General features: G+C 40.0%; 11 protein-coding genes. 9 read left to right on the forward strand and 2 right to left on the reverse strand.

The window, feature by feature from the left end; genetic code table 11:
* Nucleotides 1-27 precede the first annotated feature (27 nt).
* On the forward strand, nt 28-1,575 hold the full coding sequence (locus SYJ56_RS16755; RefSeq protein WP_323836061.1) for a hypothetical protein: 1,548 nt from the start codon (nt 28-30) through the stop codon (nt 1,573-1,575).
* Between the two features lie 3 nt (nt 1,576-1,578).
* Here the strand turns inward: SYJ56_RS16755 and SYJ56_RS16760 are convergent, their stop codons facing one another.
* Complete coding sequence (locus SYJ56_RS16760; protein WP_323836063.1) at nt 1,579-3,027, reverse strand: S1C family serine protease; 1,449 nt, start codon at nt 3,025-3,027, stop codon at nt 1,579-1,581.
* A gap of 234 nt (nt 3,028-3,261) precedes the next feature.
* Between SYJ56_RS16760 and SYJ56_RS16765 the strand changes: the two genes are divergently transcribed.
* The 7 genes from SYJ56_RS16765 to SYJ56_RS16795 all read left to right on the forward strand — a co-directional run bounded on the left by SYJ56_RS16765 (nt 3,262) and on the right by SYJ56_RS16795 (nt 14,294).
* Complete coding sequence (locus SYJ56_RS16765) at nt 3,262-4,428, forward strand: 1-deoxy-D-xylulose-5-phosphate reductoisomerase (protein WP_323836064.1); 1,167 nt, start codon at nt 3,262-3,264, stop codon at nt 4,426-4,428.
* Nucleotides 4,428-5,753, forward strand: a complete 1,326-nt coding sequence (rseP, locus tag SYJ56_RS16770; RefSeq protein ID WP_323836065.1) for an RIP metalloprotease RseP — start codon at nt 4,428-4,430, stop codon at nt 5,751-5,753. Before SYJ56_RS16765 ends, rseP begins: the two co-directional genes overlap by 1 nt.
* A 129-nt stretch (nt 5,754-5,882) precedes the next feature.
* Complete coding sequence (locus tag SYJ56_RS16775; protein ID WP_323836067.1) at nt 5,883-7,154, forward strand: outer membrane beta-barrel protein; 1,272 nt, start codon at nt 5,883-5,885, stop codon at nt 7,152-7,154.
* Nucleotides 7,155-7,381: 227 nt separating this feature from the next.
* Nucleotides 7,382-9,421: a Kelch repeat-containing protein gene (locus SYJ56_RS16780; protein ID WP_323836069.1), complete on the forward strand. Its 2,040-nt coding sequence runs from the start codon at nt 7,382-7,384 to the stop codon at nt 9,419-9,421.
* Between the two features lie 123 nt (nt 9,422-9,544).
* Nucleotides 9,545-12,022 carry an endopeptidase La gene (lon, locus tag SYJ56_RS16785; RefSeq protein WP_323836071.1) on the forward strand — a complete coding sequence of 826 codons (2,478 nt, stop codon included), beginning with the start codon at nt 9,545-9,547 and terminating at the stop codon, nt 12,020-12,022.
* A 112-nt stretch (nt 12,023-12,134) separates the two neighbouring features.
* A complete protein-coding gene (hslU, locus tag SYJ56_RS16790) occupies nt 12,135-13,532 on the forward strand; it encodes an ATP-dependent protease ATPase subunit HslU (RefSeq protein WP_323836072.1) in 1,398 nt (465 codons plus the stop codon).
* 27 nt (nt 13,533-13,559) lie between these two features.
* Complete coding sequence (locus SYJ56_RS16795; RefSeq protein WP_323836074.1) at nt 13,560-14,294, forward strand: SDR family NAD(P)-dependent oxidoreductase; 735 nt, start codon at nt 13,560-13,562, stop codon at nt 14,292-14,294.
* A gap of 2 nt (nt 14,295-14,296) precedes the next feature.
* Here SYJ56_RS16795 and SYJ56_RS16800 read toward each other — a convergent pair whose 3' ends face one another.
* Nucleotides 14,297-14,782 (reverse strand): SixA phosphatase family protein, encoded by a 486-nt coding sequence (locus tag SYJ56_RS16800; RefSeq protein ID WP_323836076.1) that lies wholly within the window; start codon nt 14,780-14,782, stop codon nt 14,297-14,299.
* An 88-nt stretch (nt 14,783-14,870) separates the two neighbouring features.
* On the opposite strand from SYJ56_RS16800, the gene SYJ56_RS16805 reads away from it, so the two are divergent.
* The gene (locus SYJ56_RS16805; protein ID WP_086501062.1) at nt 14,871-15,062 is read left to right on the forward strand and encodes a cold-shock protein; all 192 of its coding nucleotides are present in this window, start codon (nt 14,871-14,873) and stop codon (nt 15,060-15,062) included.
* Nucleotides 15,063-15,081: the final 19 nt, after the last annotated feature.

The following is a 15,081-nucleotide window of genomic DNA, read 5'->3' on the forward strand; positions in this document are numbered from 1 at the left end:
ATTATATCCTTAACCTTTTGCGTGGTAATGCTTGGAACATCCATCTCATGGGCTCAAAATCCAGCAGTTCAGGTCAGGATGGTGGTTTCCTCCAGTATTTTTGTCAGCGGTGATCTGGTGAAGTTGAAGTTGCTGACTTTAGATGAGGAGGGAAAACCTATTTCCGATGGTGCCTTAATCAATTTATACCTCGTGACACATAATGGTCAAACGGCTGAAATAAAGCGTTTTGATTCCTCGCAAAATGATTCTGGAAGTGCGTTTTTATTACCCAGTGAACTTTCAACGGGAAATTATAAATTGGTCGGTCATATTCCCGGATCAAAATTCCAAACTGAAGCCATAATCCATGTTTATAGTCCTACTATATTTTCATCTACTGCACTACCAGCAAATGCCAACCCTGATTTAGGGCTACCGTCACCCACTCCGATGAAGGAGATTTCCGATCTTGAGCTGGAAGTTCAGCAAGCTATCTTAACTGTAAATTCTAAGTCTTCAGAATCAGGATTTTTGACAATGAAAATTTTTGATTCGTTTCTGGAAACTGCTCCAGTTTTAGGAACAGTTAAAAACTCAGAAATTGATGTTAATAATTCAGGAAAATTTGAATTGACACCCCTTTCAAATGATCCCAATTCAAGAATCTCTGTATTTTTTCTGGAACAGGGAATTGTCGAAGAATTCAATATGAGAGATAGTTTGGAGATGGAAAGTAAGCTGATCAGGCACCGAGGATCTTCTTCTATTTGGGCCTATCAGTTTGATAATCTCGGCCAAAATATAGGAGAGGTGTTTGTAGAGGTTGAAGAGTGGGATAGCAACCAATTCAGTTCATTTGAAAATATTGTGCCGTTCAATGATCGTGTGGTGAATATCCTTGATCACAAGAGAAAACGGAAATACATAGATCAGATATACGGAACGGATATTGACAATTTCGAATCAATTTGGGAAGAAACTGAAATTGTGAAAGCGGACCAAGTCTATTTTAGCAAGGATTATGAAAGTATTGCTACACTAAGAGAAGCATTTTCAGGCATAGTGTCTAAGGCATCTGTGAAGCGAAGTAAAGATGGCTATCAACTTGTACTATCTCCCGCAAATGCTGGATTCCGCTTCGAAAATGGGCCGCTTATTCTATTTAATGGATCACCGATTTTTGAGTTGGGGGAATTAATTGAAACTCCATTTCATCTCATTGAGTCTATCTCTGTTTTTAATTCTATTCAATCTCTAAAAAGGTTTGGTATTTTAGGGAGGTTTGGGGTAGTGAGTATTGAGATGAAAGAAGAATTTGATAACCCTCTTATTGCAAAGAAGGAAGCCTATCCTTATTACCATGGAGTCAACGAACTGGTACAAGTAAAAGAAGAGTTTGATCCTACTGATCCAGATCTGAGACCTGTTTTACTTTGGGGCTCAAGTCAGTTTATTCAGCCGGATCAAACTCTAACTTTTGATTGGAAAGCCTCTGATGTGCTAGCCAACTATGTGATGTGGATAGATTTCATACGGAATGATGGGGCTTCTATCCAATGGTCTCAACCTGTCCCCACACAATTTGCTCAATGACCATCAACGGATCGTATAACTTTGCATAAATGGCTGTCCATTGGAAGCTACCCCCTCTAGAAGAAGTCTGCCACTAAATTTCTCCAGATAGGCTCCTACTTTGGTTGGATCCTTAGCAGGTTCACTGTTGATCTGGGTGATTACGAACCCTTCTCTTAATCCAAGTTCTCTCAAATAGCCTCTTGTCAAACCAGTGATTTTGATTCCATAATCCACACCAAACTTGTCTTTCTCGATAGTATTGACAGCTTCCAATCTTGCTCCCAAGATACCTGAGCTGTAAAATTCCCGTTTGATGACACCATTGCCACCTTCTAAGTTTTGGAGCAATAAATTTGCAGTTTTCGCATCCCCATTTCTGAGATAGCTTACAGAAAGTTGCTCTCCTGGATAATAGTAGGAAATTGCTTCTTCAAAGCTTCCTTTACCAGTAATCGCCTGAGAACCAAGCTTGGTGATCACATCGTTACGCTGCAAACCAGCTCTTTCTGCCGCACCATTTTTTATTACATGAGTCACAATCACCCCGTCAAGTGTATTGATGTTCATTTCTTCAGCTAGTTCAGGGGTGATTTCCACAGCATCTATTCCAGGGATAGCTTTTTGGACTTCTCCATATTGAATTAAATCATTGGATACTTTCATCGCTATATCTACAGGTACTGCAAAACCGTATCCCGTATAGGAACCTGTTCTGGATAAAATGGCAGTATTTATTCCAACCAACTCTCCATTGATATTCACAAGAGCTCCTCCTGAATTGCCAGGATTAATGGGAGCATCTGTTTGAATGAAACTTTCCAAAGGGAAATCTCCACCTAGGATATTGATTTGTCGCTCTTTGGCAGAAACTATCCCAGCCGTGACAGTGGAAGTAAGGTTAAATGGGTTTCCAACTGCCAGAACCCACTCGCCGATTTTTAAATCCCGACTGCTTCCGCGTTTGATCGCTGGGAGATCAGTCTCCTCAATTTTCAATACTGCGATATCCGTGTTTTTATCAGTGCCAACTAATGTTGCTTTGTAAGTCCTTTTCATATGCACGACCTCAATCGTCTCTGCTCTGTCAATCACGTGGTTATTGGTCACGATGTAGCCGTCTTTTGAAATGATTACTCCAGATCCAGTACTCACTTGCTGAGAAGGCGCACCGCCTCCTCCGAAGAAATAGTCAAACATGCTATACCTTCTTGGATCCGTTCCGGAAAAGTTTTTGATAAATACAACTGACTCTGTGCTGTTTTCAGAAGCCTCTACAAAAGAAATAGGTACTTCGGACGGTGAGTGATTAGTTGCGGGCTGGTACTGAGAAGCAAAACTTACTTCCGTTTGATTACCCTTTGGGAAATCAGAGAATTGCTCTGGTTCATTAATATCGATTGTGGTCCAAACTGCAGCTCCGGCCAAGCCTGCCAGAAAGGAAACTCCGGTTGTTTTGAATAGACTGTTCATAGGCGAATCATTTTATCAATTTGACGTATGTGAAAACATTCCGTTGAATAAATTCACATTTTTTATGTTCGGTAATAGTGGTTTCTCAGTCTTTTGACCTTTAATATTATGCCATTTGGCAAAAACTGACGATTTGTACGAGGAAAAGTGGGCGCATCTTGTAATTTTGTCAGCAATTGAGAAAGCCCTCCATATAATGAAGGTTTTAATTACTCAACAATCCTAAAAAACTGAATGACAGAACCCAAACGCGTAGCCATCCTGGGAAGTACCGGAAGCATTGGTACTCAAACCTTAGAGGTGATTCGTCAGCATCCTGAAGATTTCATTGTTGAGGTGCTTACCGCACAAAATAATGCGGAGTTACTGATAGCCCAAGCCTTGGAGTTCACTCCAAATGCCGTAGTCATTGGTAATGAGAATCTCTACGCGCAAGTTCGTGATGTCTTGCAACCTAAAGATATTAAGGTTTATGCCAGCCTCAAGGCGATTGCTCAAGTAGTCGAGATGGAAACTATCGATGTGGTATTGACAGCATTGGTTGGTTATTCCGGCTTGATTCCTACGGTTAATGCTATCAAAGCGGGCAAGCAGATAGCACTTGCAAATAAGGAGACACTAGTCGTAGCAGGTGAAATAATTACTGCCTTGGCCAAAGAAAATCGTGTCAACATCTACCCGGTGGATTCGGAGCATTCAGCCATTTTTCAATGTCTTATTGGTGAGTTTCATAATCCGATTGAGAAAATCATTCTTACGGCCTCAGGTGGACCATTTAGAGGAAAGGATAGAAAATTTTTAGAAACTGTCACCCGTGAACAAGCGCTCAAGCATCCCAATTGGGAAATGGGAGCAAAGATCACAATTGACTCGGCTTCTTTGATGAATAAGGGCTTGGAAGTGATCGAGGCGAAATGGCTTTTTGGACTGAAAACCGAACAGATAGAAGTAGTCATACATCCGCAGAGTATCATTCATTCGATGGTGCAATTTGAAGATGGATCGATCAAAGCACAACTCGGATTGCCTGATATGCGTATCCCAATTCAGTTTGCTCTGAGCTTTCCAGATCGGTTAAAAAGTGATTTCGAAAGATTTGACTTTATGAATTACCCGCAACTGACCTTCGAGCAACCGGATTTAAAGACATTCCAAAACCTTCAATTAGCTTATGATGCGCTTGCAAAGGGCGGCAATGCCCCTTGTGTGCTGAATGCTGCCAATGAAATAGCGGTAGCTGCTTTCTTGAATAAAGAAGTGGGTTTTCTAGAAATGTCTGATTTGATTGGCGAAACTCTCGAAAAAGCTGAGTTTATTGCACATCCAAATTTGGAGGACTATGTGGAGACAGATATGCGGGCAAGAGAAATTACTAAAGAACTAATAACGAATAAAGTATAATGGATACCTTAATTATGGTGGGCCAATTACTCCTGGGATTGTCAATCTTGGTGGGTTTACACGAGTTGGGCCACTTGCTTACCGCCAAGATGTTTGGCATGAGAGTAGAGAAGTTTTCAATTGGATTTCCTCCGAAAATCGCAGGTTTCCAGTATGGAGAAACCGAGTATTCCATAGGAGCGATACCATTGGGAGGATTTGTGAAAATCTCCGGAATGGTGGACGAGTCCATGGATGCCGACCAGATGGCCGGAGAACCACAACCTTGGGAATTCCGCTCTAAACCAGCTTGGCAGCGCCTCATAGTTATGTTGGGTGGGATCATTGTCAATGTCGTTACCGGGATTATCATCTTCGTGATTTTGGTTTATAATAATGGGGAGACTTATTATTCAAGAGACCAAGTCGTCGAAAACGGCATTGTTGCATTGGAAATCGGTGAATCCATCGGTTTGAAAACCGGGGATAAGATTTTGGATATCAGTGGGGAGCCTTATCAATCGATTAATGAATTGACAGCAGGCTCTGCTTTGCTAAGTGAAAATGGCTACTACACGGTAGATCGTGGAGGAGATACCATAAAGGTAGATATCCCGAGAGGCTTCATCAATTCATTTAATAGCCAGGAAGCTATGAATAGCTTTGTCGAAATCCGATTTCCATTTGAATTAAGGGTAATAGATAAAGGGGGGGCAGCAGATAAAGCTGGGATTACTCCTGAGGATAAAATTCTTTCAGTAAATGGTCAGCAGATTTCTTACTTTGATGAGCTTGAATCAGCGCTTGCAAATGTTAAAAGCCAAGAAGCAGATATAGAGTTATTGACTAGTGCAAATGACACCATCCATACCATGGTGGCAGTCACTGATCGTGGAACGATTGATATTGTTGTGACTCCTATGATAGACATGGTTCAGCGTAAATATGGATTTGTTGAATCACTTAAAAAAGGCACCACCAAGGCTTTTACTGTAGTTATTGTGAATGCGAAGGCAATGGGCAAAATGTTTACCGGTGAGGTGTCTACCAAAAATGTAAGTGGTCCTATTGGCATGGCAAAAATATACGGAGATACCTGGAACTGGACTAAATTCTGGACTATTACAGGGTTGATTTCAATGATACTGGCATTTATGAATTTATTGCCTATTCCTGCTTTGGATGGGGGACATGTGATTTTCTTGCTTTATGAGATGATTTCCGGACGTGCTCCTTCTGACAGATTTTTGGAAAATGCGCAGAAAGTAGGAATGGTTATATTACTAGCCTTGATGGTTTTTGCTATCGGGAACGATGTGTTGAAGCTATTTACCGGAGAAGGATAAAACGTAAAGCTGGGAGAAATCCCGGCTTTTTTTGTTTTGAACTAGTCGCAGATTCTACTAAAACTATTTTTAACTAATTTATTGTTGTTTAATTTTAATCTATTTATCTAGCGCGATAATTAGACATATATGGTTAAAATTTTACGATGGGCGGCAGTCTTCTTATTGATGTGCATGCCTTTTTTTTATGCCCAAGCACAAGGGGGGTATATAGAGGAAGCTGTCTGGTCTAATATAAATCCGGCCTCAGGTCTTGTGTCAGACTTCATTATTTTATCAGATGGAACTAAGCTATTTGGCGAAATAATCAGAAACTATGATTACACCGAATATGAAAAAGTGGATTTTGAATTTAACGGTGGAATAAATACCTATTTACCTGCAGATCTCAAAGCCTTTGGACTGGTTAATGGTAGGTTTTTTATGAGCAAAAAACTTTCTGAGTCGTCTGAGCTGGAATTTGTACAGGTTTTACTTTCTGGCAGATTACAATTGGATTATAAAAAAGGTAACTATTATTTGGATAATGGTATTGAGATCCAGCAATTGCGATCATTCTATCAAGATACTCAAGGTCCCGGATCTTCTAGAAGACGCCATATTAAACTGTATATTTCTACACTGAAGATCAATACTGCCGGTACTTGTGGTATGGAGTTGACTGATCTAATAGAAAGATCAAGGATAGATGAGCAGGATTTTATTCGGATTCTCACCCAGTATCACGAATGCGAAGATTTGCCGTATAAGTTGCATGTAGAGAAAATTCCTTTTGTGAAAATTTCTCCAACAGTCGGTGTTGGAATTGGCACCTTACTAACTCGCTCATATAATAACGAACAAGGAAGAGCGAGTAGAATTGATAAACCCTACTTTTTTCAAGCTCAGGCAGGGATTAGATTTCATGATTTTCGGAAATCTCCTAAAATTAGTATTGATGTAAGAATCGGTTATAATTCCGTATCGGGAATTTGGGAGATAAGCGAAACCAATTCTGCCATATTGGTTACAGCTTCACAGCAATTTAAACAGAATGTAGTGTCCATACCTCTCAGTTTCAATTACAGTATTTTGAAAAAGAATGAGATGGATGTTTATCTGGGACTGAAAGCTGGGTTGATGTTTAATTCCCTCAAAACAGAGGAAGGAACAGTTGATTTTACTTTCATACATAATAGAGAAACGTTCCTCAGTCATATGCCTATTTTGGATGTAGAAAAGACTCTTTTTGTTCAGGGATTAAAAATAGGGAGCAATTGGTCATTTGCGAAAAAGAGAACATTTTATACTGAGATCCAAGCAGACTATACGAGCAACACTTATTTGACATACTTGCCCAATTCGACAAATGTGGGTTACAATGCATTGTATGTTTCATTAAATATGGGAATTGAATTTTGAATGCCATGAAATCAAGCATGACGCAAGAGACACATAGAGGTATGATTATAAGACCCGCGAGATTCCTCCCGATAACTATCGGGATGCCCTTTAAAAGACAATTTATAATCATATGAAATCGAGCATGACGCAAGCGACACGCAGAGGGATGATTATTCCTCGTTCGAGATTCTCCCGAATCGAGTTCGGGACAGGCTATGTGACCATTAGAAAACAATTATAAACACATGAAATTAAGGTTGATAATAGCTGCCATTTTGGTCACTTTCCTAACGTCCTGTGAAGAGAATGAAGTAGTACCAAGAACTAATCCTAGGTTTTCCGTGACTTTGGTTCAGGATATTTCTGAGGGCGGTGCAGAATTTAGAGCCAAAATGCAGGATTTTGGAAGTGATGATATTACAGAATATGGCTTTGTTTATTCGGAATCAAAGAATCCTAAATTTGGATTTGCTGATTATGTAAGCAATTCCGGTACACCTGAAGAGTACTTTACACTGTCAGCTACTTATGGATTGATTGAAGGAAAAACATACTATGTTGCTGCCTTTCTGAGAACTACCATTGGAATAGTGTACTCCGAGCCTACAGAGTTTTTGAGCCAGGGCAGCGATGGTTTTATATTTGAAAGATTAGAGCTGAGTCAGCCGGTTTATTATGGAGATACCATAGTTGTGTACGGAAAAAATCTTAGTGCTAATCATCAAAATTATGAAGTGAGGGTAAATGAATCTCCAGCCTTCGTTACAGGCTTTTCTAAGGAGAGTTTTAAGATCGTGATCCCGAACTGGATTGCAATTGATAGAGTAGATGATCAATTTATCAGGTTAAATATCAATATTACTATAGCTGGGAAAAACCTGCAGATCAATGAAAATGTCAACTTCGTAGAGCCTCAATTCTCTTCCAGTCCTTTACAGGACGTGTACTATCAACAGGAAGTGGTGATAAAAGGGGATTTTCTTACTTCTGATCAAGTTCATGTTAGGATGAAAACTGAAAGTGGTGGAGGCTGGCCTTTGCCAGTCACTAATTACGGAGAAAAGGAAATAACCTTCTTAGCAAGAATGAATAACTATATTCTTGCTAATGGAAGCTTGTCTGTAGAAGTTCGAGGCAAAGAATATCCTCTCATGGATGTATTTCGGATAAAAGGATCTGAGCTGTTACCCAATCAACAGTTCCGTGGTTCTTCCTATGATTATTTTGAGATTAAAGGCGAACATTTTATTGAAGAGTATGGGGCTAATGAATTTGTAACTGATATACCGGGGGTAGGTGTATATACGGAGCATGCGTCTAATGATGTGGTAGTTGTTAGTTTTGGAAGGGCTATCACTAAAAGGACCATAAAGGTCTATGCAGACAATTTCGGACAAAAGTCGGCGAATTATGCTGAGTTTCAATTTACCGACCCGAATTTGCGTTTTATGGACATGCCAGAGAGGTTTGTTGACTACAGAAATATCCAAGAGACTGGCGTTTCAGTAGAAGGTGTTGGGTATTTCTTTTTAGAAAGAAGCGTATATAGGATTAATCCCGCTTCACGCGAAATAGAAATCGTAGCCACAGCACCTGAAGGTGTTTATAATCTTGCCGGCGGGTTTTCCTTTTATTCCATTAATGGCAAAATATACCTTGGGGCGATCAGCAACTCTGCCTCTCAGAATTCTTTTTGGGAATTTGACCCAAAAACAAATCAATTGAAACAACTTGCTAATAACCCTTCCGCGGCAAATAAACCAAAGCTGGTTTATTCTAGTTCTACTCACTTATATTTTGAAGGTGGTTACAAGTACACATCAGGCGGCTATGTGTGGGATCCTGGAGTATATAAATACTCTTTTGCCATGAATAACTGGGAAAAATTGTCACGGGAATTTGTCAATGATCAGTATACAAAGTTGTTTAGAACGTTCAGATATGATGGGCAGATTTATACTATTATGGATAATACCGGATCTATTTATCCAGAAATCAGGCGTTTTAATCAAACTACTGAAGACTGGGAATCTTTTACAGAGTTAGGTCATTATGGAGGGATAACTGTTGCCAATCAAATATTTGTGATAGGGGACTGGGTATACAGTTTTTACCCTGAGGAGGTCTCTGCCTTCAATATGGCAACTAAATCAACCAAGATTTGGCAGCATGGAATCAATGTCTCTTACTTCAGTTGGAATTACTCATTCCAGTCAGATAATAAGATTTATGCTTACTCAGATAGGTCACTTTATGAATTTGATCCAGAATACTTTGATCAATAACTGCCAATCTGACCACTTCAGCCTTTGGCATGCACCTTGACCTTTTAGGAAGAACCTTCGTATTTTGAGGGTTCTTCTTTTATTTTAGCAAAAAACAGACAGCCCGGCTGTCAATATGTCTATATGAGCCAATTCGAAAATTCTGTGTTTCAAAACTTAATGGTCGGTGAATTTGCCGGTGAGGGAGATCTGATCCAGTTGATTACTGACGAAGAGGATGATGCACCAGGAAAGGAAATTCTTGAAGAAGAGATTCCGATCCTTTCAGTGAGAAATACAGTCCTTTTTCCAGGTGTGGTCATCCCAATAACAGTGGGAAGGCAACGCTCTATACGTCTGGTGAAGAAAGCGCAAAAGGGAAATAAATTGATAGGAGTTTGTGCTCAGATTAACCCTAACATAGATGATCCAGGATGGGAAGATATCTACCAAGTAGGTACACTCGCTAAAATCATCAAAATGATAGTGCTTCCTGACGGGAATACCACCATCATTATTCAGGGTAAAAAGCGTTTTCAGGTCAGTGAGCAAATCACTGATGATCCATATTTCATCGCTAAAGCGGAGTATCTGGAGGAGAATTTTCCGAAAAGCTCCAAAAAGATTCAAGCCCTTGAAGAGTCTTTAAAGGAATCTGCTACACGGATTCTTCACTTGAACCCTGAGATTCCTCGCGAAGCGCAGGTTGCTTTGGATAACATTGATAACACACCTTTTCTTACTCATTTTCTTTCTTCTAATATCAATGCTCCGGTGGAAGCCAAGCAACGATTGCTCGAGATCAATGATGGTGTTGAGCGCGCGACGCTTTTGCTTGAGTTTATGATGAAGGATATCCAGATGCTGGAACTGAAATCTGAAATCCAAAAGAAAGTTCATACTGATATTGATCAACAGCAGCGTGATTATTTTCTACGCCAGCAGATGAAAGTGCTACAGACTGAACTTGGTGATGAAGGACCAGAAAAGGAAGTAGAAGAATTACGCCTGCGGGGCGCTAAGAAAAATTGGCCAGCAGAAGTGAAAAAACATTTTGAGAAAGAACTGGATAAAATCCTTAGAATCAATCCTTCAGCAGCTGAATATCCAATTGCGCTGAATTATGCTGAAACCATGGTGGAACTGCCGTGGAATGAGTATACTCAGGATAATTTTGATCTGAATCATGCCAAGAAAGTATTGGATGGTGATCACTTTGGGCTAGAAAAAGTCAAAGAAAGAATCATAGAATACCTTGCTGTTTTGAAGTTGAAAAATGATCTGAAAGGTCCGATTCTTTGTCTTTATGGCCCTCCAGGTGTTGGTAAAACTTCCCTTGGGAAATCCATTGCAGCGGCGCTTGGTAGAAAATATATTAGAATGTCTCTTGGAGGCATGCATGACGAAGCGGAGATAAGAGGTCACAGAAAGACCTACGTAGGTGCAATGCCAGGCAAGATCATCCAAAACATGAAAAAGGTGAAAATCTCAAATCCAGTCTATGTTCTGGATGAGATTGATAAACTTTCTTCTGACTTCCGAGGTGATCCTTCTTCAGCATTTTTGGAAGTGCTTGACCCAGAGCAGAACAATGCCTTCTTGGATAACTACCTAGAAGTAGAATATGACTTAAGCAAAGTGCTTTTCATTGCAACAGCTAACTCACTTGATACAATTCAGCCTGCATTGCGGGATAGAATGGAAATTATTGAGGTGACAGGTTACACTCAAGAGGAGAAAGTAGAAATAGCCAAGCGACATTTAGTTCCTAAGCAGAGAAAGGAGCATGGATTAAAAGCAAAGCAGATTACCTTTGATAAGGCTGCATTGGTTAAATTAATTGAAGATTATACCAGAGAATCCGGTGTAAGAAGCTTGGAAAGAGTAATAGGTAAAGTGGTGAGAAACATCGCCAAATCTATTGCAATGGAAGAGGAATATAATCCCAAGATCACATCAGCGACAGTAAGAAAAATCTTGGGTTCTGAGATTTTCGACAAGGAATCTTACACTGACAACAGCACCGCCGGGGTAGTCACTGGCCTGGCTTGGACAAGTGTGGGAGGTGAGATTTTATTCATAGAAACTAGCCTTAGTAGAGGAAAAGGAAAGCTTACGCTTTCGGGACAGCTTGGAGATGTGATGAAAGAATCAGCAATGACGGCGTTATCATACCTTAAATCTAAAGCTGAAACATTGGGAATAGACCATAGAGTATTTGATCAATACGATCTTCATATTCACGTACCTGCCGGTGCTGTTCCAAAAGATGGGCCTTCTGCGGGTATTACCATGCTTACGGCAATGGCTTCCGTATTTACTCAGAGAAAAGTGAAGGCAAAAGTAGCCATGACAGGTGAGATCAGCTTAATTGGGAAAGTGATGCCTGTGGGTGGAATCAAAGAGAAAATCCTTGCTGCCAAAAGAGCTGGAATCAAGGAAATTATCCTTTGTAGTAAGAACAAACGTGATATCGAGGAAATCGATGAGCAATACGTAAAAGGAGTTGAGTTTCACTTTGTGAACAGAGTGGAGGAAGTATTGGCTATTGCTTTGCTTAAAACCAAGGTGGACTACCCGCTTCATTTCAACTTGCAGTCGGAAAACGGAAAAGACAACTAGAAGGAATACCAATGCTCCTTATCAGGAGGTATTTTCCTTTAAATATTATATCAACACTAGCTCAGATCGAAACATTAACCACTACGATCTGAGCGCATTTTAACCTAACATCATGGAAAAAATACTTTCACTTACTCCGAGACAGATTGTCGCTGAGTTGGATAAATATATAATTGGGCAAAATGATGCCAAGCGAAACGTCGCTATTGCGTTGAGAAACAGAATTCGTCGCCTGATGGTGAAGACAGATATTCAAAAGGATATTGTTCCTAATAACATTTTGATGATCGGGTCTACCGGTGTAGGTAAGACTGAGATCGCCAGAAGACTGGCAAAAGTAGCCAATGCACCATTTACCAAAGTGGAAGCTTCTAAGTTCACGGAAGTGGGCTATGTAGGACGCGATGTGGAGAGTATGGTAAGAGATTTAGTGGAGCAGTCAGTTGCTTTGGTAAGAGAGCAAAAAAATGAAGCTGTAAAGGTAAAAGCTGCCGAATCGGTAGAGGAGATAATCTTGGATGTATTAATTCCTCCGGTGAAAAGCGCTGGTTTTACGCGTGCTATTCCTGTTGATTCCAATGAGAATTCTGAGCCAAGTAATGATGCCGAATTGAATGAAAGAACACGTGAGCGATTCAGAGAGAAGCTTCGTGATGGAGAATTGGATGATCGCAAAATTGAGATCAGCGTGAAGGCGGGCTCGCCAATGGGCGTAGGTATGATTGGAAACGGAATGATGGATGACGCCAGTATGGCAGGTCTTCAGGACATGATTTCCAACATGATGCCTAAAAAAGTCAAAAAACGTAAAGTGAGTATTTCTGAGGCAAGGAAGATTTTGCTTGAAGAGGAAATGTCCAAGTTGGTTGACTTTGAAGAAGTGAAGGAAGAAGCGATCAAGCTAGCCGAAAATAACGGGATCATTTTCATTGATGAGATAGATAAGATAGCTTCCAAATCAGGAAAAAATGGGGGAGGACCAGATGTAAGTCGTGAAGGTGTACAGCGTGATTTGCTTCCGATTGTAGAAGGATCTGCGGTGAACACAAAATATGGAGTCATTAACACCGATCACGTGCTATTTATAGCAGCAGGTGCCTTTCACGTGGCCAAACCATCTGATTTAATCCCTGAACTGCAAGGTCGATTCCCGATCCGGGTAGAACTTCAAAGTTTGACGCAGGAAGATTTTTCAAGAATTTTGCGTGAGCCAAAGAATGCACTTACCAAACAGTATCAAGCACTATTTGAATCAGAGGAAGTTTATCTGGAGTTTAATGATGAATCCATCGAGGAGATTGCTAGATTGGCATTTCTGATCAATCAAGAAGTGGAAAATATTGGAGCAAGAAGGCTTCATACTGTAATGAGTCATTTGCTAAATGATTTCTTGTTTGAAGTACCTGATACGATCACTGCAAATTCCAAGATAATGGTGACCAAAGAAATGGTGCAGGAGAGATTAAGTTCCCTTGTTCAAAATAGAGACTTGTCTCAGTATATTCTTTAAATTCAAAGATGTATAAATAAACTTGTCATGCAAAAATCACTTCTCGTACTTACAGGCCATAGCAAAGGTCTTGGAAGAGCTATTTTGGACACTTACTTGGAAAAGGAAGAGTTTGAAATTATAGCAATTTCCAGAACAAAACTTGAATTGGGCAACCCCAAATTAACCGAGGTAAGTATTGATTTTGGTGATTTGGATGTACTGGAAAATGAGCTTATAAACTTGTTTCCTACTGGTGATTATAAGCAAATTCTACTTATCAATAATGCTGGATGGATTGGTGAGATCAAACCTGTGGGTAGTCTTCAGGTGAAGGAGATGAGAACACAAGTCAATATCAATTTATTGTCTCCTATGTATATGACGAACGCTTTTGTGTCAGCGTATAAGGATTCGAAAGCGAGAAAGATAATTTGTAATATAAGCTCGGGAGCTGCATCCAAGCCGGTAGAGGGCTGGGGAGAATATTGCAGCACCAAGGCAGCAATAGCAATGTTCACCCAGGTTGCCGCAAAGGAAAATACAGATGCTCAATTTAGGTTTTTTAGTGTAGCTCCTGGAATAATAGATACTCACATGCAGGATGAGATCAGACAGGCTGATGGATTGGATTTTCCTCAAGTTGAGCGATTCAAAAACTACAAAGATAATGGTGATCTTTCCACACCGGAGTCAGTGGCAGCTAAGATTAGTTACATGTTGGATAATGAATATAAATTCCTAGAAGTAGTTCAGGATGTACGGAACTTTGATTTGCCTTAGATTTATTTCTTTGGGTAGTCTACAAACCAAGTCCTGACGTTTTCAGGACGTACCTGTACCCAATGATCTGAATCAACCAAGAATCCATATTGCCCTGAAGTAGGCAGGTTCTCTATGTTTCCACCAAAAAAGTCGATAAAGTCATTCATTCCTGGATTGTGGCCGACGAGAAAGATCAGTTGATTTGAATCATCTTGTTTCTGGATACATTTCAAAATCATTGCGGAGGAAGCATGATATAAATTTTTTGTGTATGCAATTTTAGAATTGGGAACATGAAGCACCTCAGCGAGTATTTCGGCTGTTTGCGATGCACGAGTAGCAGTTGAGCTTATAATGAGGTCGGGAATAATACCTTTTTCCTTTAATCTAAAACCCATTTCGGGTACATCATTTAAGCCACGATCAGCCAAAGGTCTATCGTGATCAGTCAGATTGGGATTGTTCCAAGCTGATTTTCCGTGCCTCACCAAAATTATTTTCTTCATTTCCTGAAAATAAGAACTATTATTTTGTTTTTTTTAATTGAATATTTACTTTTAATACTCTTTCAATTCCAATTTATCACAAATTATTATGTCTACCGGAACAGTAAAATTTTACAATGAAGCCAAAGGGTTTGGATTTATCGTCGACGATGAGTCTCAAAGCGAAGTATTCGTACACGCAACCGGTTTGGTGGATCAAATCGCACAGAATGACAAAGTGACTTATGACATCAAAGAAGGCAATAAAGGGCCAAATGCTGTCAATGTAAAAAGAGCTTAAGAGAGATCTTTTTTGTTAG

Source organism: Algoriphagus aurantiacus (assembly GCF_035156405.1).
Taxonomy (GTDB): domain Bacteria; phylum Bacteroidota; class Bacteroidia; order Cytophagales; family Cyclobacteriaceae; genus Algoriphagus; species Algoriphagus aurantiacus.